General features: G+C 64.3%; 16 protein-coding genes. 7 read left to right on the top strand and 9 right to left on the bottom strand.

Annotated features, from left to right (window positions below; genetic code table 11):
* The first annotated feature begins 243 nt into the window (after window positions 1-243).
* The 5 genes from HX881_RS13080 (at window position 244) to HX881_RS13060 (ending at window position 7,360) form a co-directional block, all read left to right on the top strand.
* Entirely contained in the window at window positions 244-858 is a 615-nt protein-coding gene (locus tag HX881_RS13080) for a biliverdin-producing heme oxygenase (RefSeq protein WP_103032741.1), read from the top strand.
* The gene (locus HX881_RS13075; RefSeq protein ID WP_177084859.1) at window positions 855-3,101 is read left to right on the top strand and encodes an ATP-binding protein; all 2,247 of its coding nucleotides are present in this window, start codon (window positions 855-857) and stop codon (window positions 3,099-3,101) included. The genes HX881_RS13080 and HX881_RS13075 overlap by 4 nt, the downstream gene beginning before the upstream one ends.
* A gap of 186 nt (window positions 3,102-3,287) precedes the next feature.
* Window positions 3,288-3,788 carry a sigma-70 family RNA polymerase sigma factor gene (locus HX881_RS13070; protein WP_017125793.1) on the top strand — a complete coding sequence of 167 codons (501 nt, stop codon included), beginning with the start codon at window positions 3,288-3,290 and terminating at the stop codon, window positions 3,786-3,788.
* A gap of 40 nt (window positions 3,789-3,828) precedes the next feature.
* Window positions 3,829-4,812, top strand: a complete 984-nt coding sequence (locus tag HX881_RS13065; RefSeq protein WP_177084851.1) for a FecR family protein — start codon at window positions 3,829-3,831, stop codon at window positions 4,810-4,812.
* 97 nt (window positions 4,813-4,909) lie between these two features.
* Window positions 4,910-7,360 (top strand): TonB-dependent siderophore receptor, encoded by a 2,451-nt coding sequence (locus HX881_RS13060; RefSeq protein WP_017125795.1) that lies wholly within the window; start codon window positions 4,910-4,912, stop codon window positions 7,358-7,360.
* 119 nt (window positions 7,361-7,479) lie between these two features.
* On the opposite strand, the gene HX881_RS13055 is transcribed toward HX881_RS13060, so the two are convergent.
* Window positions 7,480-8,646, bottom strand: a complete 1,167-nt coding sequence (locus tag HX881_RS13055) for an MFS transporter (protein WP_103032740.1) — start codon at window positions 8,644-8,646, stop codon at window positions 7,480-7,482.
* A 205-nt stretch (window positions 8,647-8,851) separates the two neighbouring features.
* On the bottom strand, window positions 8,852-9,307 hold the full coding sequence (locus HX881_RS13050; RefSeq protein ID WP_017125796.1) for a DoxX family protein: 456 nt from the start codon (window positions 9,305-9,307) through the stop codon (window positions 8,852-8,854).
* Between the two features lie 158 nt (window positions 9,308-9,465).
* Between HX881_RS13050 and HX881_RS13045 the strand changes: the two genes are divergently transcribed.
* Entirely contained in the window at window positions 9,466-10,386 is a 921-nt protein-coding gene (locus HX881_RS13045) for a LysR family transcriptional regulator (RefSeq protein WP_017125797.1), read from the top strand.
* A gap of 6 nt (window positions 10,387-10,392) precedes the next feature.
* Here HX881_RS13045 and HX881_RS13040 read toward each other — a convergent pair whose 3' ends face one another.
* Together HX881_RS13040 and HX881_RS13035 are read right to left on the bottom strand one after the other, a co-directional pair.
* On the bottom strand, window positions 10,393-11,544 hold the full coding sequence (locus tag HX881_RS13040) for a M14 family metallopeptidase (protein WP_017125798.1): 1,152 nt from the start codon (window positions 11,542-11,544) through the stop codon (window positions 10,393-10,395).
* 546 nt (window positions 11,545-12,090) lie between these two features.
* Window positions 12,091-12,459: a DUF6124 family protein gene (locus HX881_RS13035; RefSeq protein ID WP_042935202.1), complete on the bottom strand. Its 369-nt coding sequence runs from the start codon at window positions 12,457-12,459 to the stop codon at window positions 12,091-12,093.
* 129 nt (window positions 12,460-12,588) lie between these two features.
* Here HX881_RS13035 and HX881_RS13030 point away from each other — a divergent pair, with 129 nt between their 5' ends.
* Window positions 12,589-13,245 (top strand): LexA family protein, encoded by a 657-nt coding sequence (locus tag HX881_RS13030; RefSeq protein WP_017125800.1) that lies wholly within the window; start codon window positions 12,589-12,591, stop codon window positions 13,243-13,245.
* A 219-nt stretch (window positions 13,246-13,464) separates the two neighbouring features.
* Here the strand turns inward: HX881_RS13030 and HX881_RS13025 are convergent, their stop codons facing one another.
* The 5 genes from HX881_RS13025 to HX881_RS13005 form a co-directional block, all read right to left on the bottom strand.
* Window positions 13,465-15,417 carry an acetyl/propionyl/methylcrotonyl-CoA carboxylase subunit alpha gene (locus HX881_RS13025; protein WP_177084849.1) on the bottom strand — a complete coding sequence of 651 codons (1,953 nt, stop codon included), beginning with the start codon at window positions 15,415-15,417 and terminating at the stop codon, window positions 13,465-13,467.
* Window positions 15,417-16,232 (bottom strand): gamma-carboxygeranoyl-CoA hydratase, encoded by an 816-nt coding sequence (locus tag HX881_RS13020; protein WP_177084847.1) that lies wholly within the window; start codon window positions 16,230-16,232, stop codon window positions 15,417-15,419. The genes HX881_RS13025 and HX881_RS13020 overlap by 1 nt, the downstream gene beginning before the upstream one ends.
* 127 nt (window positions 16,233-16,359) lie before the next feature.
* Window positions 16,360-17,967 (bottom strand): carboxyl transferase domain-containing protein, encoded by a 1,608-nt coding sequence (locus HX881_RS13015; protein ID WP_177084845.1) that lies wholly within the window; start codon window positions 17,965-17,967, stop codon window positions 16,360-16,362.
* A gap of 11 nt (window positions 17,968-17,978) precedes the next feature.
* On the bottom strand, window positions 17,979-19,142 hold the full coding sequence (locus tag HX881_RS13010) for an isovaleryl-CoA dehydrogenase (RefSeq protein WP_177084843.1): 1,164 nt from the start codon (window positions 19,140-19,142) through the stop codon (window positions 17,979-17,981).
* Between the two features lie 234 nt (window positions 19,143-19,376).
* Window positions 19,377-24,371, bottom strand: coding sequence for a dermonecrotic toxin domain-containing protein (locus HX881_RS13005; RefSeq protein WP_177084841.1), 4,995 nt, complete (start codon window positions 24,369-24,371; stop codon window positions 19,377-19,379).
* Between the last annotated feature and the right edge of the window lie 88 nt (window positions 24,372-24,459).

The following is a 24,459-nucleotide window of genomic DNA, read 5'->3' as shown; positions in this document are numbered from 1 at the left end:
CGCTGACGGCGTCTCTTAGCGATGGAGCTGTACGTAGGTAAAGGAGTTCAAAAATCTCGCTTTTGCCTGACATGTCAGTTCAGGTTTTCTTGCCTGCGAGCGTCACTCATCCCATGAGGTTGGAACATTTCGCCGAAAGGGAAAACTAACCATCAAGTCAGTATCGATATTCATCGTGATAGATTGATCCTATTCGTCGTCACATCCGAATGGCTGTGGCCAACCCCACCAAGAGCGATATACATGCAAGCAGCGGCCCGTGAAGTTGATGTACCCCCGGTTCTGCGAGACCTGCGATCCGGCACGGCTGAGCGGCACGTCGCACTGGAAAAACGTCTTCCCTTTTTCTCCGATACCCTCGACTCGAAAGCCTTTCAACGGCTGATGCAGGCTTACTACGGCTTCTACCTGCCGCTGGAGCAGGCCTTGCTCGACTGTCGTCTGCTTCCCGCCGATTTTGATCTGGCGCCGCGCCTCAAGGCGGCAACCCTGCGCACGGACCTGCATACCCTGGGGCTGCCGCTCGAAGCCATCGACCGCTTGCCGACCTGTGCGTCATTGCCGGCCATCGACTCCGGCGCCGCATGCCTGGGCGTGTTGTATGTGCTGGAGGGGGCGACGCTCGGCGGGCAGATCCTGCGCCGCGAGGTCTCCAGGCGCCTGGGCCTTGATGCCGACACGGGCGCGGCGTTTCTGCAGGTTTACGGCTCCGCCACCGGACGGCGCTGGCTCGATTTCATTGAATACCTGGGCAGCCGCCCGATGGAGGCGGGCGAGCGCGAGGCTGTCGTCACGGCGGCACAATCGACATTCGGCTGTTTCGAAAATTGGCTCGAAAGCCGGGAGGTACTGGCATGACCCCTCAGGACAAGGAAGCGTTTGAAGAGTTGCTGGCCAACTGTGCCGACGAACCGATCCGTTTTCCCGGCGCCATCCAGCCCCACGGCCTGTTGTTGACCCTGAGCGAGCCGGCGCTGGAAATCGTGCAGATCAGCGCCAACGTTGAAACCCTGCTCGCTCGTGCGCCGCAGACGTTGATTGGCCAGCCATTGCAAAGCCTGATCGGCGCCGCGTATACCGAGGCCGTGCGCGAGGCGTTACGGCAACCGGCGTTTTTCGATGCGCCACCATTGCATTTCCACCTCAACGACACCGCGTTCGAAGGCTTGCTGCATCGGCACGCAGGCGTGCTGATTCTGGAGCTGGAGATCCACGTCGAGCACTTCCAGCCGCTGAACGTGGCCGGCCACCAGACCCATCTGGGGCGCCTGCTGCAGCGTCTGCAAGCGGCCACGTCGTTGCAGGCGCTGTACGACATCAGTGTCAGGGAACTGCAGGCCATGACCGGTTACGACCGGGTGTTGATCTATCGTTTCGAGGAGGAGGGGCACGGCCAGGTCATCGCCGAGGCGTCCGCGCCATCGATGGAGCTGTTCAACGGGTTGTTCTTCCCGGCCTCGGACATTCCCGAGCAGGCCCGCGAGCTGTATCGCACCAATTGGCTGCGGATCATTCCCAATGCCGATTACCAGCCAGTGCCTTTGGTGCCGAAACTGCGCCCCGACACGCAAACGCCATTGGACTTGAGCTTCGCGACCCTGCGCAGCGTTTCGCCGATCCACTGCCAGTACATGAAGAACATGGGCGTGCTGTCATCGATGAGCATTTCCCTGCTCAAGGGCGACAAGCTGTGGGGCCTGATCAGTTGCGGCAACCGTCAACCGCTGCACGTGCCACATGAGCTGCGCATCGCCTGCCAGACCATAGGCCAGGTGCTTTCACTGCAGATCAGTGCGATGGAGGCGCTGGAGGTCAGTCGCCAGCGCGAGGAAAAGGTCGAAGCCCTGGCCGTGCTCAACCAGGCGATGATCGATTCGCCGCAAAATGTCTTCGACGGTTTGGCCCATCAGCCAGAGGTACTGATGGCGCTGGTCAATGCCGGTGGCATCGCGATCATTGAAGACCAGCAGTTGCACCGACACGGCAACTGCCCGGAGCCTGAAGAGATCCGCGCGTTGCACAAATGGTTGCAGGCGTCGGGGGAACCGGTGTTCGCCAGTCATCATCTGGCCAGCGTTTACCCGCCGGCCGCGCATTATCAGCAGGTGGCCAGCGGCGTGCTCGCCATGAGTCTGCCCAAGCCGGTGGAGAACGGCGTGCTGTGGTTCCGGCCGGAGGTCAAGGAGAGCATCAACTGGAGCGGTGATCCGCGCAAACCGCTGGATCTGGAAAACTCTGACGCCGGCCTGCACCTGCGCCCGCGCACCTCATTCGAGATCTGGAAAGTCGAGATGGCCGGGATTTCCATCAAGTGGAGCCATGGCGACCTGTTCGCGGCGAACGACCTGCGCCGCTCGGCGCTGGAAAACGACCTGGCCCGCCAGGTGCGCCGGGAGCAGGAAGCGGTGCGCGCCCGCGATGACCTGGTGGCCGTGGTCTCGCACGACCTGCGTAATCCCATGACCGTGATCTCCATGCTCTGCGGCATGATGCAGAAGACGTTCAGCTCGGACGGCCCGCACACCTCGCGGCGCATCACCACGGCCATCGACACCATGCAACAGGCGGCCGCGCGTATGAACACGCTGCTGGAAGACTTGCTCGATACCTCGAAAATCGACGCCGGACGCTACATCATCAAGCCACAGCAACTCGATGTCGGACAGATGTTCCAGGAAGCGCAATCGCTGCTGGCACCGTTGGCGCTGGACAAGGACATCAGCATTTCCTTCGAGGCCGACCCCGACCTGCGCATCCACGCCGATCCCGAGCGGCTGTTCCAGGTGTTGTCGAACCTGGTCGGCAATGCCATCAAGTTCACCCCGCGCATGGGGTCGGTCGGGGTGCGGGCGCAGTCGTCCGGTGGTGAAATCGTCTTCACCGTGCGCGATAGCGGCGAAGGCATTCCCCAGGAGCACCTGCCGCATGTGTTCAGCCGCTACTGGACGTTGAAAGAGGGCAATCCGACCGGTACCGGCCTTGGCCTGTACATCACCCAGGGGATCGTCAACGCCCATGGCGGACAGATCGTGGCCAACAGCGAGCCTGGAAAAGGCGCTGAATTCCGCTTCACCCTGCCGGTGTTCGAGGCGTGTGCCTGATCGTGGAGTAGCTATCGATGTCCTTCATCATGGCACCGGCCCATCCGGTTGAAGCGGTTGTCATCAGGCGCTCTCATGAGCGTGCCGATAATCGGGCGGCGACCCGCCATCGGGGTTTCGCGGAATGAATTGCGGCTATTAATAGGAAGCATTACTATTAACATCCCGCCTTCATAGCCCGTCGCCATGAATCTCCAGCCACCCCGCAGACCCGGTTTTTTCGAGCATTACGAAGAGTTGATCGGCACCTGGACCCGCCGCCTGAGAAACCGTCAGCAAGCCGAGGACCTAGCCCACGATACCTTTGTGCGGGTGCTGGAAAGCCGTGCCGGCAGCGTCGAGCAGCCGCGGGCCTATCTGCACCAGACCGCGCGCAATATCGCGGTGGATGCCTATCGTCGCGAAGACCGGCGCGGTGCCCTGGAACTGGAAGCGATTCATCACAGCGCGCCGCCCACCGGCGACCCGGAGCATTTCATGCACGCCATCCAGCTTGCCGACTCCATCGAGCGGGCCCTGGGCGAGTTGCCCGTCAACTGTCGCAAGGCTTTTGTCTGGCAGAAGATCGAGGGTTTGACCCAGGCGGAGATCGCCGAACGCCTCGGGTTGTCCAAGAACATGGTGGAGAAGTATATGATCCGCACCCTGCGGCATCTGCGCGATCGCCTGGATGGACCGGATCAATGAAGGACAAGGCGATGCACATTCCACCCGGACAGGACTTTCCATGATGGATACCCGCGATTGCACACGCGATCCAGCCACGGTTCGCGATGAGGCCGCCACCTGGTTCGTGCGGGTGCGGGAGGCGCCGTTGAGCGCTGCGCAACAGGCCGAGTTCGACGCCTGGCGCCAGGAGCATCCGCTGCACCAGGACGAGTTCGACGTGCTCCAGGGGCTCTGGAGCGCCACCGACCTGGTGCCCCAGGCGCGTCTGCAGGCGCTCTGCGAGGTGCCGCCGGCGCGGGTCGGACGCCGGCCGTTGCTGCGCTATGCGATCGCGGCCGGGGTGATCGCGGTTGCCCTGGGACTGGGTCTGTTCAGCGGCCTGAACCATCCCGCGCCCTACAGCGCGACATTCGCCACGGTGCTCGGTGAGCGTCGCCATGTGGCCTTGCCCGATGGTTCGGTCATCGACCTCAACAGCCGCAGCCGGGTGCGCGTGAGTTACCAGCAGGACCGGCGCAATGTCGAACTGGAGGAGGGCGAGGCGATGTTCAGCGTCGAGCACGACACCAGCCGGCCGTTCGTGGTGCAGGCCGGGGTCGGCAAGGTGACGGTCACCGGGACACGCTTCGACGTGCGCCGCGATCCGACGCAAACCCGCGTGGTAGTGGAAGCGGGAACGGTCAAGGTCCAGGGCCGCGATGCCCGCGACGATGAGTTCGTCGCCCTGACGGCCGGCCTCGGTACGCGGGTCGATGCCCAGGGCCGGGTCGCGGCGGCGCAGGCGGTCAACCCCGAGGAGCTGACGGCCTGGCGCAGCGGCAAGCTGATCTTCAACAACGCCCGCCTCGCCGATGTGGTGGCGGAAGTCTCGCGCTACCGGGACAAGCCGTTGAGCGTCGCCACCCCGGCCGTCGGCAACCTGCGCCTGACCAGCGTGTTCAAGGTCAACGATACCGACGCCCTGCTCAAGGCCCTGCCGAGCATCCTGCCGGTCGCGGTCAGGAGCCGCGCCGACGGTGCCCAGGAAATAATTGCAAAATAGATTCAGGTTTTTTTCGAGTTCTTCGTCTTCTTGTCCAACTGCAACTGGTTTGCATTAACAGCCGCATACATTTGCGAACAACAGGACAAGGTCAGACGTGAACAACAACAAACCCAACGCGCTTTACCAGGCGATCCGCAACGCGCTGCCCAGCTCCCAGGCCTTTGCCCTGGCGCTGGCGGTCAGTGCCGTTGTCCCCCTGAGCCAGGCGGCCCAGGCCGATTCGGCCATTCATATCCAGGCCCAGCCCCTGGCATCGGCCTTGAGCCAGTTGGGTCAGCAGACCTCCCTGCAAGTGTTCTTCAGCCCGCAACTGGTGGCCGGCAAGCAGGCCCCCGCGGTGGATGGCAACCTGTCGCCGGAAGAAGCCCTGAACGTGCTGTTGCGTGGCAGCGGCCTGGACTATGACCTCCAGGACGGCTCGGTGACCCTGCGCGAAGCCGCCCCGGCCGCCGCCGGTTCGCTGGAACTGGCACCGCTGGACGTCAAGGTGGTGGGCGACTGGCTCGGCGACGCCGACCAGGCGATCGTGCAGAACCACCCGGGCGCGCGGACCGTGGTTCGTCGAGAAGCCATGGTCGAGCAGGGCGCGATGAACGTGAAAGACGCGCTGCGTACCGTTCCCGGCGTGCAGGTGCAGGAAAACAACGGCACCGGCGGCAGCGATATTTCCCTCAACGTCGGTGTGCGCGGCCTGACGTCCCGTCTGTCGCCACGCTCCACCGTGCTGATCGACGGCGTGCCGGCGGCATTCGCCCCTTACGGCCAGCCGCAGTTGTCGATGGCCCCGGTTTCGGTGGGTAACCTGGACAGCATCGACGTGGTACGCGGTGCCGGTTCGGTACGTTATGGACCACAGAACGTCGGTGGCGTGATCAACTTCGTGACCCGGGCGATCCCGCAGAAGTTTTCCGGTGAGATCGGCAGCACCGTGGAAACCTCGCGTTATGGCGGGGTGAAGCATCTCGATACGGCGTTCCTCGGCGGCACCGCCGACAACGGTTTCGGCGCTGCGCTGCTGTACTCCGGCGTCAAGGGCGAGGGCTACCGCAAAAGCAACAACGACAACGACATCAACGATGTCCTGCTCAAGACCCACTGGGCGCCGACCGACCAGGACGACTTCTCCCTCAACCTGCATTACTACGATGCCAATGCGGACATGCCGGGCGGCCTGACCCAGCAGCAGTACAAGGACAACCCGTATCAGTCGGTGCGCGACTACGACAACTTCACCGGTCGCCGCAAGGACATTTCCTTCAAGTACAAGCGGCAGGTGGATGACCAGACCCAGGTCGAAGTGCTGACCTACTACACCGACAGCTTCCGTGGCAGCAACATCGCCGCCCGCGACCAGAAGACCCTCAGCTCCTTCCCGCGCAGCTACTACACCCTGGGTGTCGAGCCGCGTGCATCGCGGGTATTCGAACTGGGCGACACCAGCCAGGAAGTCAGCGTCGGTTATCGCTACCTGCGTGAGGCGATGCACGAGTCGTCCAGCCGGGTGGCCCTGGTCAACAATATCCCGACCATTACCCCGACTTCCGACGGCCATATCTTCCAGGACCGTACCGGTGGCACCGAGGCCAACGCCTTCTACATCGACGACAAGATCGATGTGGGCAAGTGGACGATCACCCCGGGCATCCGCTTCGAGCGCATCAACACCGACTGGCATGAGCGGCCGGTGCTGGGCACCAATGGCGTGCCGGTCCAGGAGAAGAACCGCAGCGTCAACAGCAACGAGCCGTTGCCGGCCCTGAGTGTGATGTACCACATCTCCGATGCCTGGAAACTGTTCGCCAACTACGAGACCTCCTTCGGCAGCCTGCAGTACTTCCAGGTGGCGCAAGGCGGCAACGGCAACAGCACCGCCAACGGCCTGCAACCGGAAAAGGCCAAGACCTACGAACTGGGTACGCGGTATGACAACGGCACCTGGGGCGGCGAGATGACCCTGTTCTACATCGACTTCGCCGACGAGTTGCAATACGTCAGCAACGATGTGGGCTGGACCAACCTCGGCGCGACCAAGCACCAGGGGATCGAGACGTCCGTGCACTATGACCTGTCGGCGCTGAACCCGGTGCTCGACGGCCTGAGCGCGAGCGCCGGCTACACCTACACCAAGGCGACTTCCCAGGGCGATATCCCGGGCTTCAAGGACCGCGACCTGCCGCTGTATTCCCGTCAGGTGCTGAATGTCGGCCTGCGTTACGCGGTCAACCGCTGGACCTACAACCTCGACGGTTTCGCCCAGTCCGCCCAACGTGCGCCGGGTACCGGAACCAACGCTGATGGCAGTTTCAACGGTAACTACATCACCGAGCCGACCGCCGATGGCCAGTACGGCAACATTCCCGGCTACATGACCTGGGATGCGCGCGGTGCCTATGACTTCGGTGCGCAGCTGTCGAACCTGAAGCTGGGCGCCGGGGTGCGCAACATGTTCGACCAGCGCTACTTCACGCGGTCGAGCGATAACAACTCGGGGATCTACGTGGGTGAACCACGGACCTTCTTCGTGCAGGCCAGTGTCGGGTTCTGATCGACCCTTCCTGACCTCTGTGGGAGCCGGCTTGCCGGCGATCGCATCGACGCGCTGTCCTGTCACTGCGCGTTGCCTGGATCGCCAGCAAGCCGGCCCCTGCAAAAGCGTGTGTCGACTCAGACCCGCAGGATCTTTCCGCCGATCGCCACGCCCACCAGCATCAGCGCGATCAGCAGGAACGCCAAGCTCAAGCTGCTGGCATGGGCGATAAAGCCGATCGCCGCCGGCCCCGCCAGAATCCCCGCATAACCCAGGGTGGTAATCGCCGGTATGGCGATGCTTTCCGGCATGACCTTCTGTTTCCCCACGGCGGTGTACAGCACCGGCACGATATTCGAACAGCCCGCGCCCACCAGGGCATAGCCGAGCAACGCCGCTTCCCAGGCCGGTGCCAGGGTGGACAGCGCCAGTCCGGCCGCGGCAGTGATACCGCCGATCACGATCACCCGTTTCGCCCCCAGGCGCCGGACGATGGCATCGCCGGTCAGGCGGCCGAGGGTCATGGTCAGGGCAAAGGCGGCGTAGCCGAGACCGGCATAGGCATCCGGCACCTGGCGTTCGGCATTGAGGAATACCGCGCTCCAGTCGAGCATCGCGCCTTCGGCGAGAAACACCACGAAGCACAGCAGGCCGATAAACAGCACCACGCCGTGAGGCACGGCAAAGGCCGGGCCGGAACTTTCGCTGCCATAGGGCAGCAGGTGCGGCGCGGCCTTGAGCAGGGCCAGGATCAGCAGCACGATCACCACGCCGATCGCCGCCAGTGGCGACAGCCCCAGGCCGAGCAGGGCGCTGACCCCGGCCGCGCCGGCAATCCCGCCAAGGCTGAACAAACCGTGGAAACCCGACATCATGGTCTTGCCGCTGGCCCGCTCGACGATCACCGCCTGCAGATTGACCGTGGAGTCCACCGAACCGAGCCCGGCGCCGAACAGGAACAGGCCGAGGATCAGCAGGGGCAGGGAACTGACGGTGGCCAGGAGGGGCAAGGCGAGGCAGATCAGCAGGGTGCCGACGGTCAGCACCCGTCGGCAGCCGAAACGCGAGGCCAGGGCACCGGCCACGGGCATGGCGATGATCGAGCCGACGCCCAGGCATAACAGCAGCAGACCGAGGGTGCCTTCATCGAGTCCGGCGCGGGCCTTGGCGTAGGGCACCAGCGGTGCCCAGGCGGCGACACCGAAACCGGCGATAAAGAAGGCGATACGGGTCGACATCTGTTCCAGGCGGCCCGGTTTGGTCGGGGCCTGTTTGGGCGGGGCGTGGGAGGAGAGGGCAGTCATGAAGCATCCTTGGCAATCCGGCAGACAACGCTGTGCAGCGCACTATCCTTGCACATCATGTCTGGTACGGCGAGGCCAAGGTCTGTCAGGCGCCGACAAGCCGGCGATGAGGCCAGCGGGCCTTGCATCGCCTGACCGGCCGCTATCGCCGGCAAGCCGGCGCCTGCAGGTGTGGTTCCCGCTCAACCGGGCGGGGAGTCCGATCTCAACCGCGGCGACGGGCGTCCAGGCTGAAACGCCCGGCACCGAAGGCCACCACCTGCAACAGGCCACCGGTCATCGCGATGTTCTTGAAGAAATGGATGAACTGATTCTGGTCGGCCAGGTGATTGTGGAAGGCCAGGGCGGTGGCGAGGGTGAAGACGGCCATCACCAGCGCGACCAGGCGGGTCCGGTAGCCGAGGATCAGCAGCAGGCTGCCGCCGATTTCGACGGCGATCGCCACGATCAGCGCCAGTTGCGGGAACGGCAGGCCGGCCGAACCGATGTAGCCGAGCATGGCACTGGGATCGGCGACTTTCGAGAAACCGGAGAGCAGGAAGATCACGCTGAGCAGGATCCGCCCGGCCAGGGCGACACCGGCGGATGCGGAGGTATTGTCGGACAGCGAGCCGAGGGCAGAATGAGCTGTGGTGTTTTGAGACAGGGTGCTTTGAGACATGAGAAGTACCTGATAAAAAGCGGCGCGACCCCTATGGCGCGTCGGACTGGTGAGCAGTCTGCCATTGGCGTAACGTACGCAATAGTCGAATAATTTCGAGTATCAGATTCGATTTTATCGAACATTGCTCTCGTCCTTCCGCCCACCGAGACCTTGTCATGAGCACCAATCCCGGAACCCCCACCCTCGACCAGCTACGGGTGCTGCTGACGGTCGTCGAAACCGGCAGCTTCGCCGGTGCCGCGCGCAAGCTCAGTCGTGCCACGTCGGTGATCAGCTACACCATCGCCAACCTGGAGCTGCAACTGGGGGTGCAACTGTTCGATCGCACCACCACCCGCAAGCCGCAACTGACCGACGCCGGCCGTACGGTGCTGGCCGAAGCCCGGACCATCTACAACGGCATCGATGGCCTGCGGGCCAAGGTCAAGGGCTTGTTGCAGGGATTGGAGGGCGAAATCCATCTGGTGGTCGATGTGATGTTGCCGGCGGCGCGCCTGGTGGATGTGCTCAAGGGGTTTCGCGCGGAGTTTCCCACGGTACTCCTGCATCTGCATGTGGAAGCCCTGGGCGCGGTGGCGCAACTGGTGCTGGAGGGGCGGGCGAGTGTCGGTGTCAGTGGTTTCTTCAGTCGCGGCATGGCCGGGCTGGAACGGGTCGGGGTGGGTAGCGTCGAGCTGATTTCAGTGGCGTCCCCCGATCACCCGCTGGCCCAGGGCCTGAACCTGCCCGGCGCCGGGCGCGAGCACGTGCAACTGGTACTGTCGGACCGCTCGACGTTGACCCGCAACCAGGAGTTCGGCGTGCTCGGCACCCGCACCTGGCGTCTGGCGGACCTGGGGTCGAAGCTGATGCTGCTGCGCGAGGGCGTGGGCTGGGGCAACATGCCCGCGCCGATGGTCGCCGAGGATCTGGCCAGCGGGCGTCTGGTGCGCCTGGACCTGCCGGATATGCGCGGCGGGCCCTACGGCCTCGATGCGATCTACCGCACCGATACGCCACCGGGGCCGGCGGCGTCCTGGTTGATCGCACGGCTGGTGGCGCAGGTCGAGACGCCGCCCATCTGTACGGTCCGCTAGACGAGGTCAGCGCAGGCGGCCGACGATATCGGCAATGCTGCTCAGCACGTCCTTGCCCAGTTGCGCGGAGCGTTTGCCGGACCAGCCGGTGCGCGCATCCGGTGCGTCATCGTTGTCCTTGAACGGCATTTCCAGGGTCAGCGACAGGCAGTCGTACTGCTGGCCGACGCTGTTGCAGGCCAGGGTCATATTGGCTGCGCCGGGCAGGTCGCGGGTGTAGCCGTGGGTGGTCTGGAAGTCCCGGGTAAGCGCACTGAGGTGGCTGCGGAAATGGTGTTCGAGGTCGGCGATACGCGGGGTGTAGCCCGGGTTGCCTTCGCCGCCGGCGGTGAACACATAGGGGATTTCCTCATCGCCATGGATATCGAGGAACAGGTCGACGCCGTACTGGGCCATCTGTTGCTGGACAAAGAACACTTCCGGACTGATCTCCGCACTGGCGCTCTGCCAGGCACGGTTGAGGTCCTGGCCCATGGCGTTGGTGCGCAGGTGTCCATGGAACGCCCCGTCGGGGTTCATGTTGGGCACCAGGTACAGGTCGGCAGCGGCCAGCAGGGCTTGCAGTTGCGGATCGTGCTGTTCCTGTAGGCGCTCGATCACCCCCTCCATGAACCACTCGGCCATATGTTCGCCCGGATGCTGCTGGGCGATGATCCAGACCTTGCGTTTACCCGGCGCGCCGTCGCCCTTGCGCAGCAGCGGGATATCCCGGCCCTCGGCGCTTTTGCCGGTGGCCAGCAGTTCGGTACCGGCATGGCTCAGGGCCTGTTCGATCAGCCAGTCGTGCCGTTCGCGGCTGTAGGGTTCGAAATAGGCGAACCAGGCCTGGGGCTGTTCGGCCTGGAACTGGATATGCAAGCTTTCACCGTCGAAGCGCGTGTCGGTGCGGAACCAGTCGTGGTGATCGTGGGACGCGGCGGCGCGATAGCCGGTCCAGGCCTTGTTGTACGAGGACTGGCTGGCATTGCTCAGTTCGAAGGTATAGGTCTGTCCCGGTTGCAGGCCTTCGACCTTGAAATGGAACCACTGGAAATGGTGGCTGCGGGTGTCTGGCTCGATGGCCAGCAGCAGGTGCTGCGGGTTGCTGGCATCCAGTACCTGGATATTGCCGCTGTCGAAGTCGCTGCTGATTTTGAGTGAGGGCAGAACCACGGTCATAGTCTGTGTACCTGAATATGATGTCTTGTGGTTGCTACTGTACACGGCGGGCGGTCGTTGGCCGAGCCGCAGAAAGCCTGGAGCGGGGAAGGGGGCGTCGTCCATGACGCCGCGCCAGCTTAGTGTTTGTGATATTGATTCTCAAGTACTTCCATGGTTTTTCCGTTCTCCTACCCGGGATGACGGACTTTCGCTCGTCGATGTTCCTTTGCTATCATCCGCGCCATCGCGACTGCCCCATCGAGATGGCAGCGCCAAAGTCTTCATTAGCCTGAAGCAAAGCCCGTAAAACGGGTGCAAAAAAAAGACCCGGCAAAAAGCCGGGTCAAAAACCGTGATTAGCCTGATGAGGAGATAATCCAGAGTCCGACCTAAGGTCTCCGGGTTATCGACTGATCTCGCGACCAGCTGCTTGCAATAATAATCATTATCATTTGCAAGTCAAATGTTTTCCTGTCTCTCCTGGAAATTATTTTTCCACTCCTCTCTCCAGACTCCACTCTGTTTCGCTGGCTGCCCTGCACCGGCGGTGCGTTCGCGCGCCCTTCACATTCCCGGGCATTCCGCGCTCAGGGCCCGGTCGACCATGGCCTTGGCCATGTCGACCATGTACACCACGGAAAAGGCCAGGTCGCGGGATGAGCCCTGCAGGGCATCGGCGGCCTCATAGGCCGTGGCGGCCGCGCAACGCAGCAGGTCCGAGGCATGGACCATGGCCTCCTCGACGCTGAGGTTCTCGCGCACGGCGAACAGCTTGTCTTCGTCAGGTCGGCAGGCACCCTCGTCGGAGAGGGGGCCGGAAACGCTTGGTTTCAAATAATAGTCGAGCGCGCGTTGGGCCGCGTGCCTCCCCTTGAGCGAATTACAGGGGGACATGGTGTGGAAATCGGTCATGTGCTTGGGTGTGGAAGTCATGGAAAACCTGCCTTTGAGGAAGAAGTCGCATCAGCGTTACAAGCCTAGTACTAACCGTATTTTTATGTTTGTCACATATAATACAGTTTGTGTATTGAACGGCGGAATACAGCCCGTATTGTTCCGCCCATGGATAAATGGATTGCCTTGGTGAGAGCCAAGCTGCGCGAGCTAGACCTCACGCAAGAGAAACTCGGAGAACGCGTTGGGGTATCCCAGGGCGGTGTCGGTCATTGGCTGAACAAACGGCGCCAGCCGGATCTCGAAAGCATGAACAAGGTGCTCCAGGCCCTGGGACTCGGGCATCTGGAGGTCGTGCTGGTGATCCGTGACCGTTCGGTGGCGGCGCAGGACCCGTCGGAGCGGGACGGGCAGGCCTATGACATCACCTCGGCGTTCCGCTACCCGGTCAGCGACTGGCATTCAGTGGTGCCGGCGCGGGAGACGGATGTGGGGGATTACCGCAAGACGCACTATGAGGTGACCGATCATTACGCCTCGGGAGCGGCGTTCTGGCTGAAGGTGGCGGGGGATGCGATGACCGCGCCGGTGGGCACCAGCGTCCCCGAGGGCATGCTGATCCTGGTGGACCCCGACCTCGACGCCGAACCCGGCAAGCTGGTGATTGCCCGCCTGCGGGACAGTGAGGAGGCGTTTTTCCGGCAGTGGGTGGAAGAGGGCGGCCAGCGCTACCTGAAACCGCTGAACCCGACTTATCCGAAGATTTTGTTTACCGAGGACTACAGCATTATCGGTGTGGTCGTACAGGCCACCACCAAGTTCTAAAGGTGACCGATTGGAGCTGGCTTGCCAGCGATGACGATGCCAGCCGCGCCGCCGCTTTCGCGGGCAAGCCCGCTCCCACAGGATGGGGGCTCGCCATGGACTATGGTCCAGACTGGAACCCTGTAGGAGCTGGCTTGCCAGCGATGGGGCCAGCAAGCCTTGCAGTGCCGATAAGGACGCCATCGCCGGCAAGCCGGCTCCTGCATGTCGCGGTGCCGGTTACTCCTGCAGTTCCACCAACGCACTGCCCTCGCTGACCATCTCGCCTTCCTGGCAATACAACGCCTTGACCACGCCGGCCTGGGGCGCGCGAATGCTGTGCTCCATCTTCATGGCTTCGAGCACCACCAGTTGGGTCCCGGCCTCGACGCTCTGGCCGACCTGCACCAGTACCCGGACGATATTGCCGTTCATCGGTGCCGTCAGGCCCCCCTGATGGCCGTGGCTGGCCTCGACCGCGGCAATCGGGTCGAAGGCGCTGATCGCCAGCAGCTCGCCTTGCCATTGCAGATAGAGGTTATCGCCCTGGCGGATGGCCCGATAGCGGCGGCGAATACCCTGGCGTTCGATGGACAGGGATTCGCCGTGCCACTCGACTCCCACACCCTGGTCCGGAACCAGGGTCAGGGCGCGGTCTTCGCCCCTGCAACTCAGGTGCAGGGCGGTTTCGGCCGGCAGCCCGCCGCGAAAGCCGTTGCCACTGGCCCAGGGCGAGCCGGGATCATCGGCGCGTGGCGTCGCCGCCAGGCCGCAGGACCAGGCCCGGGCCGCCACCTGCCAGAACTCGTCGCAGAGTTCGCCGGCAGCCGGCAGCAGTTGTTCCTGATAACGCGGGATAAAGCCGGTATCCAGTTCCGCCGCGGCAAAGGCCGGGTGGCCGATGATCCGCCGGAGGAAACCAAGGTTGGTCTTCAGCCCGCCAACGGCGAATTCGTCGAGCATCGCCAGCAGGCGCAAGCGCGCCTGTTCACGGGTTTCGCCCCAGGCGATCAGCTTGCCGAGCATCGGGTCGTAGAAGGGCGACACACTGTCGCCTTCGGCCACGCCGCTGTCGACCCGGCGTCCCGGTCCGGCGGCCGATTCACGGTAGACCTCGAGACGCCCGGTGGCGGGGAGGAAGTCGTTGCCCGGATCCTCGGCGTACAGGCGCACTTCGATGGCGTGGCCCAGCAGCGGCACCTGCTTCTGGCTGATCGGCAGGGCTTCGCCGCTGGCAACGCGAATCTGCCAGGCCACCAGGTCGAGGCCGGTGATGGCTTCCGTGACCGGATGCTCGACCTGCAGGCGGGTGTTCATCTCCATGAAGAAAAAATCGCCGCGCGAATCCAGCAGGAACTCGACGGTGCCAGCACCGACATAACCGATGGCCTGGGCCGCGCGTACCGCCGCCTCGCCCATGGCCTGGCGCAACTCCGGGCTCAGGCCGGGTGCCGGCGCTTCCTCGACGACTTTCTGGTGGCGGCGCTGGATCGAACAGTCGCGTTCGTTGAGGTACAGACAGTTGCCGTGCTGGTCGGCGAACACCTGGATTTCCACATGACGGGGCTTGAGCAGGTACTTTTCCACCAGCATCCGCGAATCGCCGAACGACGACTGGGCTTCGCGCTGCGCCGAGGCCAGGGCTTCGGCCAGTTGGCTGACGTCCTCGACCACCTTCATGCCCTTGCCGCCACCGCCGGCGGTGGCCTTGAGCAGCACCGGGTAGCCGATCAGTTCGGCGGCGCTGCGGAAGGTGTCCAGGTCCTGGGCCTCGCCGTGATAACCGGGCACCAGCGGCACGCCGGCGGTGGTCATCAGCGCCTTGGCCGCGGACTTGCTGCCCATGGCGTCGATGGCGGCGGCGGGCGGGCCGAGGAAGACCAGTCCGGCGGCCTCGATGGCCCGGGCAAACGCGGCGTTTTCCGAGAGGAAACCGTAGCCGGGATGAATGGCCTGGGCACCGCTGGCCTGGGCGGCGGCGATCAGTTTGTCGATCTGCAGATAGCTGTCGGCGGCCTTGCTGCCGCCCAGGTCGACGCGGATGTCGGCTTCACGGCTGTGGCGGGCATCCCGGTCGATGGCACTGTGCACGGCGACGGTGGTCAGGCCCATGGCCTTGGCGGTGCGCATCACCCGGCAGGCGATTTCGCCACGGTTGGCGACCAGGATGGAAGTGATCACGGGGGCGCTCATCAACGGGGCTCCTTGGCAGTCGGTTCGGCTTGCCAGCCCGGCGGGCGTTTTTGCAGGAAGGCGCGCAGGCCCTCCTGGCCTTCGGGGCTGACCCGGATACGGGCAATGGCGTTTTCGCAGTAACGCCGCAGGGAGGGGGTGAGGACACCGCTGCCGACTTCGCGCAGCAGTTCCTTGCTCACCCGCATCGCCTGGGGACTGTTGAGCAGCAGGTTGTCGATCCAGGCCTCGACCTGGCGATCCAGCTCGGTCGCCGGGTAGCTTTCGGCCAGCAGCCCCAGCTCACGGGCGCGCACGCCGCTGAAACGCTCGGCGGTCAGGGCGTAGCGGCGGGCGGCGCGTTCGCCGATGGCCTGGACCACGAACGGGCTGATCACCGCCGGGGCCAGGCCGATGCGCACTTCCGAAAGGCAGAACTGCGCATCGTCGGCACCGATGGCCATGTCGCAACAGCCGATCAGGCCGAGGGCTCCGCCATAGGCCGCGCCCTGCACCACGGCCAGGGTCGGGACCTTCAGACGGGCCAGGTTGTACATCAGTTCGGCCAGTTCGCGGGCGTCATCGAGGTTGGTGTGGTAGTCCAGTTCGGCCGACTGCTGCATCCAGGCCAGGTCGGCACCGGCGCTGAAGTGCCGGCCGCGGGCCCGCAGCACGAGGAAGCGCAGGGCCGGGTTGGCCTGGACCTTGTCCAGCGCGAGGATCAGCTCGCGGATCATCTCGGCGTTGAAGGCGTTGTTCTTGTCCTCGCGACTGAGCCACAAGGTGGCGAAGCCACGTGGGTCGGTCTGCAGTTCCAGGGTGTTGAAATCGGTCATGGTGTCGGGTCCTGTGCAGCGGTGTCTGTTGCCTTGTCGACCGGAGTCAGACCGGCGGGAGATTCCATGTGTGCAGGCGATGCCAACCCTGTGGGAGCGGGCAAGCCCGCTCCCACAGTCAGGGGGATCACATCCGGAACACGCCGAAGCGGCTCGGTTCGATCGGTGCGTTGAGCGAGGCCGAGAGCGCCAGACCGAGGATCTCGCGGGTCTGCGCCGGATCGATCACGCCGTCGTCCCACAGTCGTGCGCTGGAGTAGTACGGATGACCCTGGTGCTCGTACTGGTCGAGGATCGGTTGCTTGATCTCGGCCTCCTGCTCGGCCGAAAAGCCCTGGCCGGTGCGCTCGCTCTGTTCGCGCTTGACCTGCACCAGCACGCCCGCCGCCTGCTCGGCGCCCATCACGCCGATCCGCGCGTTGGGCCACATCCACAGGAAGCGCGGGTCGTAGGCTCGCCCGCACATGCCATAGTTGCCGGCACCGAAGCTGCCGCCGATGATCACGGTGAACTTCGGCACCCGCGCACAGGCCACGGCGGTGACCAGCTTGGCGCCATGCTTGGCGATACCGCCGGCCTCGTATTTCTGGCCGACCATGAAACCCGTGATGTTCTGCAGGAACAGCAGCGGGATACCGCGCTGGCAGGCCAGTTCGATGAAGTGCGCGCCTTTCTGCGCGGCCTCGGCGAAGAGGATGCCGTTGTTCGCCAGGATCGCCACGGGATAACCGTGCAGGTGGGCGAAACCGCAGACCAGGGTGGTGCCGAACAGCGCCTTGAATTCATCGAACAGCGAACCGTCCACCAGCCGGGCGATCACTTCACGCACGTCGAAGGGTTGCTTGGCATCGGCCGGGATCACGCCGTACAGCTCGTCGGCGCCATGCAGCGGGGCAATCGGCGCGCGTTGCCGCAACTCGCCGAGCTTGCGCCAGTTGAGGTTGGCGACACTGCGCCGGGCCAGGGCCAGGGCGTGTTCGTCGCTGTCGGCATAATGGTCGGCCACGCCGGAGATCCTGCAGTGCACATCGGCACCACCCAGGTCCTCGGCGCTCACCACTTCACCGGTGGCGGCCTTCACCAGCGGCGGGCCGGCGAGGAAGATGGTCGCCTGCTGGCGGACCATGATCGCTTCGTCGGCCATGGCCGGTACATAGGCGCCGCCGGCGGTGCAGGAGCCCATGACCACGGCGATCTGCGGGATGCCCATGGCGCTCATGTTGGCCTGGTTGAAGAAGATCCGCCCGAAGTGCTCGCGGTCCGGGAACACTTCATCCTGGCGCGGCAGGTTGGCGCCGCCGGAGTCCACCAGGTAGATGCACGGCAGGCGGTTCTGCTGGGCGATGGTCTGTGCCCGCAGGTGTTTTTTCACGGTCAGCGGGTAATAGGAGCCGCCTTTGACCGTCGCATCGTTGGCGACGATCATGCATTCGACACCTTCGACGCGACCGATCCCGGCGATCACCCCGGCCGCCGGCACCTCTTCGCCATACACCTCATACGCCGCCAGCTGGCTGATTTCCAGGAACGGCGAACCGGGATCGAGCAGGCGGTTGATGCGTTCGCGTGGCAGCAGCTTGCCTCGCGAGGTGTGCCGTTCCTGGGCCTTCGGTCCGCCGCCCTGTTGCACCTGGGCCAGCAGTGAGCGCAGGGCCACCACCTGTTCGAGCATCGCCGCGCGGTTGTCGGCGAACTCCGCCGAGCGCGGGTTGAGTTGCGTGTGCAGGATTGCCATGTGCGCGCCCCTCAGCGGGTTTCGTTGAACAGTTCGCGGCCGATCAGCATGCGACGGATCTCGCTGGTGCCGGCACCGATTTCATACAGCTTGGCGTCGCGCAGCAGGCGTCCGGCGGGGAATTCGTTGATATAGCCGTTGCCGCCGAGGATCTGGATCGCTTCCAGGGCCATCTGGGTCGCGCGCTCGGCGCTGTAGAGAATCACCCCGGCGGCGTCCTTGCGCGTGGTCTCGCCGCGTTCGCAGGCCCGGGCCACGGCGTACAGATAGGCGCGGCTGGCGTTGAGCTGGGTGTACATGTCGGCGATCTTGCCCTGGATCAGCTGGAACTCGCCGATGCTCTGGCCGAACTGCTTGCGGTCGTGGATATAGGGCACCACCAGGTCCAGGCAGGCCTGCATGATCCCGGTCGGGCCACCGGAGAGCACCACGCGCTCGTAGTCGAGGCCGCTCATCAGTACTTTCACGCCGCCGTTGAGGGTGCCGAGGATATTTTCTTCGGGCACTTCGACGTCATCGAAGAACAGCTCGCAGGTGTTGGAGCCGCGCATGCCGAGCTTGTCGAACTTGTTGCCGCGGCTGAAGCCTTTCCAGTCGCGCTCGACGATAAACGCGGTGATGCCGTGGGAGCCCTTTTCCAGGTCGGTCTTGGCGTAGATCACGTAGGTGTTGGCGTCGGGGCCGTTGGTGATCCAGGTCTTGCTGCCGTTGAGCACGTAGTGGTCGCCGCGACGGTCGGCGCGCAGCTTCATCGAGACCACGTCGGAGCCGGCGTTGGGTTCGCTCATGGCCAGGGCGCCGATGTGTTCGCCGCTGATCAGTTTCGGCAGGTAGCGGGTTTTCTGCGCGTGGTTGCCGTTACGGTTGATCTGGTTGACGCAGAGGTTGGAGTGCGCGCCGTAGGAGAGGGCCACCGAGGCCGAACCGCGACTGATTTCTTCCATCGCCACGACATGGGCCAGGTAGCCGAGGCCGGCACCGCCGTACTCTTCCGGCACGGTGATGCCCAGCAGGCCCATGTCGCCGAACTTGCGCCACATGTCGGCGGGGAACAGGTTGTCCACGTCGATTTGCGCCGCCCGTGGCGCCAGCTCCCGGGCGACGAAGCCCTGCACCTGGTCGCGGAGCATGTCGAGGGTTTCGCCGAGGTCGAAGTTCAGGGTCGGATAGCTCATGAGGCACCTTTTGTTATGGAATGAGCAAGGCAGGAGTGTCAGTGGTTGTTTACCTTTACGTTAACGTAAAGCCGATGGCGTCGGCTGTCAATTGGACATTTCCACGGGGCTGTTTTTCCACGGGTGGGTCCTTCTGCGGGGGATCGCTTCAGGGAGTGCTCCGGGGCGAGCGGGGTGGCCCGCTCGCCCTCCATCAGGGGTCGGTTCGGGGCTGGCGGCGCAGCCCCGGCGGGGTCAGCGCGCCATGCCGTGCTCCTTCAGCGCCTCCGCGGTCAGGCGCTCCATCTCGTCGCTGTGCTCACGGGCGATGGCTTGGTAGAGATTCTGGTATTCGGCATCGGTCATGACGCGGGCGAACACTTCCGTCTCGGGCTTGCCCAGGGTGGCGGCCGAGGCTTTCATGACGGCTTGCAGGCGGGTCTTTTCCTCCTCGGGCAGAGCGTCATCGCCGAACCAGCGCTCCTGTGCCGATTGCAGGTCCAGCAGGGCATCGCTCTTGGCCTCGCGCAACGCTTCCTTCGCGCTGAGCTCCTGCAGGTACTGGACCTCCAGGTAGTCCCTCCAGAACTCCTGCGCGATGATCTGCCGGATCCTGTCCATGGGCTGCCGTTCCTGTTCGAGGATAGCCTGGTAGACGGCCTCGATCTGGTCCGGGGTGATCCCGGTAATCCTGCCGAAAAGCATCTTCGAGGCCTGCCAGGGCAGTTCCAGGCGTTGCGCCAGACCGATGCGAAAGGCCAGGTAGATTTCCGCCTCATCGGGATGCCGACCCGCATCCCGGCGTTTCTGGATCAGGGCCCGGGCCTGGGCGTTGGTGCGATCCAGGCGTGACTTGGCCCTGGCCAGTTGCAGCAGTTTCGCCTCGATCTTCTGGGCATCCGGCTCGGCGTAGGCTTCATGGAGCAGCACATCGAAGCCCATGTCGCTGAACGCCACGGCGATGCCGTCGGCACAGGCATCCGATTGTGGCGCGGTGGCCCTGAGAAACAGCTTCTCGCGCAGTTCGGTGTTCTCGGCGGCGCCACGGACCATGCGCCGGACCTTGTCCAAGAGCCCCGGACGAGCGTCTGCCTCTTTATAGTCGGCCGATAGTGCCAGGTCGCCGATCACCCGGAAAAACGCTTCGGACTGCTCCACCGGCTCCTCGCTGGCCAGGCTCATCCAGGTGGCGCGAAAGGCCTGCTGCTCCTGGCTGTCGAGTCCTTGCAACCAGGGACTTTCGTCGCGGGAGGCGGGGGGGCGCGAGCCCTGCGGACTGTGCACCGGCGAATCGTCGCTGCTCAGGTTGCCATCCGAATCCGAGTCGGCCGGTATGTCCAGCCCCAGGTCGATCCCGGTTTCCGTGTGATAGTCCAGGGCATCGTTCAGGTAATAGGGTTCGAGGGGATTGCCGTAGAGATTGAGGGTGCGGGCGATCCGTTGACCGTCCTCGCTGGTATCCAGGACTGACTGCGGGATCAGGGTCAGTTCGTTCTCGCTCAGGTCCAGGTGGGTCAGGGCCGGCAGGTCCGTGAAACCGGTCGGCCATTGGGTGAGCCCGGTGTTGCGCAGGCCGATCCGGGTCAGTTCGCGCATCGCGCTGAAATCCGGCGAACGGCCCAGGGTCGGATTATTGCTCAGGTTGAATTCCCGCAGGTGGGTGAGTCCGCCGAGCAGGGTGGCGCTTTCCTCGGTCAGGACGATCTGGTTGCCGCCCAGGTTGAGGTGGGTGAGTTCGGACATCGAGCCCAGCGCCGCGGGGATCTCGGTCAGCCCGCCGCCGCTGATATACAGGCGCTTCAGTTGCGGGAATCCCTCGAGGAACGCGTTCAGCCCCTGGGTGATGTCCGGATGGCCCAGGGTCAGGAGCATTTCGCTGACATGGCTGAAGTTGGCCGACAGCGCCGGCAGCCGGGCGGTCGGTTCATAGAGGACGAAGCTGAGCCGGTAGGCTTGCCCATAGGGCGTCTGGGTGAGCTCCCGGCGCCAGCATTGCTTGACCGACTGGGCCATGAACTCTCTGACCATCCTTTGCACGTCGGACGGTGGCGTCAGACCGATCCAGGCATCGAGCTCCGCGCACAAGGTGTTGTATTCGATCTCCAGTTCTTCCAGGCGGTGCACCGCCGCGACGTCGTTCAGGCCGCGCATGCCGAGAAAGGTCTCGACATCCCGCCAGGGATGTTCGGGGTAAAGGCGTCGCGCCAGCTCGGTAAAGGCCAGGGAGCGAGTGCCGGGAATTCGCTGCGTCGCCTCGCTTTCGGCAGCGGCAGCGCTGGCGCGGCGGCCGGCCAGGCGCATGGGCGGCGTGGCGTTGGGCTTGGTGGGCGGCGCGCCGAGGAGTTTCTCCATCTCCTTGCGTGGCGGCAATGGCTGGTCGAGCACGGCCTGCTTGAGGTTGGCCGCTTCATGGGGGCTGGGAAAGCCGAGGGCCTTGCGCTCGGTGTCGGGCAGGGCGTGCAGGACGCTGCTGTAGAGATTGTCCGGACCGTGCAGTTCCTGGCCCAGGGCGTCATAGGCTTCGTACTGGCCGTCCGTCTTGACCAGGACCTTGCGAATCGGCGCCTGCTCCTGGCCGAGGCTGTCGAGCAGGGATCCGCCGAAGTGCGGCTCGCGGATTTCCAGGCGGACCTGGTCCGACCAGCCCGGCAACTTGCCGATCTGGCTGAGGATCAGCCTGTCGGTATCGGGGTTGTTCGTGGCGTCCAGATACAGCCCTTCCTGGGTTCGCGCCAGGCGCAGGTTGCGCCTGTAGTAGCGGGCTTCTTCGGCCAGTCGCAACGGTACGCGGCGGGACTTGAGCAGCAGCCGTTGCTCGGCCGGACTGGCGTTTCTGGACAGTTCCTCGGCGATCGGCGTCGACAGCTCGGGAAATGCCTGGCGGATCAAGGCGACGGCGGGGTCGTTGCTCTGGGTGCGATAGCGATAGTGTGAATCGAACAGCGCTGCCCGGCGGCGGGTGGCCTGGGTCGCGAGCTTGCGCCGCAGCGCCACGGTACGCGCCTCCAGGCTGATGGGGCCGGCGCCGAAGTCTTCGCCCAGCAAGCTGCGGATCTCGCTCTCGTCGAGATTGACCAGGACCTTTTGCAGCAACTGGTTGGCGTTGAGTCCGGGCCATTGCAGGTCGATGCGCTGCAGCGATTGCAACTGGCCGCCGGGGTATTCCTTCAGCGGGGCGCCGTGACGGTCCAGCAGGCGCAGCACTTTCGAGGGCGGCCAGACCGGTTCGCTGGTGAGCAATTGCAGTTCCATGTGCAGCTCATCCAGTGAACTGTTGGCCGCGCCACCGCTTTGCAGACGTTGCACCAGGGCCTTGAGGTCCTGGTCGAGCTTGAAGCGGGTCACGCTGTCTTCGAGCAGGGCCGGAGGTGGTGCCTGGTCCAGGTGCAGCCTGCGCAGGATGCCGTCGTCGACTTCGCTCAGTCGCATGATTCTTTGCGCCGCCGCCGGGTCCAGGCTGGCCGCATCCGGCCCCAGTCGGGAAAACAGCTGCGGCTGTTGCCACTGCAAGGGGTTCTCGAACTGATGGAGCCAGGCGCCCTTGCCATTGTGATAGACCAGCGGCGCGTAGGCATCGGGGTTGCTCGGGTGCTGCAAGTGGAAGCGGTTGGCGCTGGCGCCGGGGCGGATCCGGTAGTGGCGGCCGTCGAGCCCCAGGTAGGTCTTGTCCTGATGGTGATAGAGCCCGTTGGCATCGACTTTCAGTTCCGATTTGTCGGGCAGGGGGTGTTCATAAGGGGCCAGGTCGGGTTTCCACAGCGCCGGCTTGCCTTGTGGCGACTGGATCGGCTTGAGCCCTTCGACAAACGATGCCCCTTCGACCTCGCGGGTCAGCGCGGTTCCCGCCCCCAGCAACTCGACATTCAGCAGCACGCCGATAAAACCGAGCACCGCCTGCATTTTCTCGTCATGGCGCCATTCTTCGATGCCGTTGTAGAGCTGCACGATCATTTGCGCGGCGGCCACCGCGAGCATCGCCTCGCCGAGTCCGGGGACCAGGAACAGTAGGTTGATGCCCCAGTTCAGCAACGCGTGCAGGCGCGTCAGCCGGGTCTTCTTGTCCTCGTCGTCCGTGGGCACCGCGCTGACGCGGGCGTCGTCGAGTTTCTTGATGGTTTGCAGGTCGCAGAACTCGTCGAAAGGGCTGTCGCCCAGCGAGCTTTTCTGCAGGTTCAGGCTGGCTTGCGGGGCCGCCTTGCGCTGTCCGCTGGCGGGGTCGAGGGGGTTCAGGCAATCGTCGAGGGCCTGGAAGAAAGCCGGTTGCGTGCGCAGGTGCACATACCGCTGGAAGAACGCCTGGTAGGTTTTATCCCGCAGGCGTTCCCTGAGCTCGTCATGGAATGCCGTGACGGACGGATAGCGCTTGACGGCCTGTTGCGGATCGCCTGCCAGGTAGGCGACGCAGGGCAGGTCGCTGTTGCTGGCCGGGACGCTGTGCTCGATCAGCAGCACACCCTTGAGCAACGCGCCCCAGGAGCCGCTGTCGACGTTGGGAAAGTCCAGCAGGCTGAGGGAGTGGCAGTGTACCGGGCGATTGTCCCAGCGGGTGGGCTGCGCCGGGTCGAGCAGGCTTTGCAGCATCTGGTAGGCCGGCTGGTCCAAGTGGCCCTGGATCAGGGCGATTTCCGCTCCCAGCGCCAGTTCGTCGCGTTGTTGTTGCTCGAAGAGGGCCTTGAACAGCGGCAGTGGGCGGCCATGCTGGGTGGGCAGGAGAAAATGCTCGACGTGCTGCTTGTACTGGCCGCCGAGGTCGAGCTGGCGGCAGACGGCGGCGAAATCCGCCGGGGTGATGGGTTTCTTCAGCATCGCGGTGCTTTTGCGCAGGATGGCCGAGCCGCTGTCGAAACCGAAGCGACCGGTTTCGCTGCTTTCGAAGTTCTGCAGGGCGGCCTGCAGCAGGCTCTGCACGAGGGTGCTCTCCTGGCGCGGCGCGCCGAGGGTGGCGGCGGCCAGGATATGCACGTGGCGGAGCTGGTCGTGGTGGATGTCCAGGCCCGGGCCGTAGTGCTCGTCCAGGGCCCTGGACAGGAGCGGGGCGGCAAAGTCCTTGAGGCTTTTGAAACCTTGCAGATAACGCCCCAGCAGGGCCTTGGAGCTCTGGCTCTGCTTGAGGCGCGTGGCGAATGCCCGGCGACGGGCGAGGGGCGCCTGGGCCAGCCAGGTGGGCAGTTGCTTGAGCAGCAGGCGATGGTTGCGGATCGATCGAACCGTTGCGGTTGGCGTGGCAGGTGTGGATTGCGGGTTGCTCATGTAGGTCAACTTCTTCCGTGAACGAGGCTTCAGCTTATGCTGAATGTGGGCCCGTAAAAGTTGAAAAAATTGAGCTTTATCAGTGGGT

Origin of the sequence: Pseudomonas gingeri (genome assembly GCF_013386115.1) — a bacterium.
Classification (GTDB): domain Bacteria; phylum Pseudomonadota; class Gammaproteobacteria; order Pseudomonadales; family Pseudomonadaceae; genus Aquipseudomonas; species Aquipseudomonas gingeri.
The sequence above is the reverse complement of the archived record's forward strand: the minus strand, read 5'-3'. Positions and strand labels throughout refer to the sequence as shown.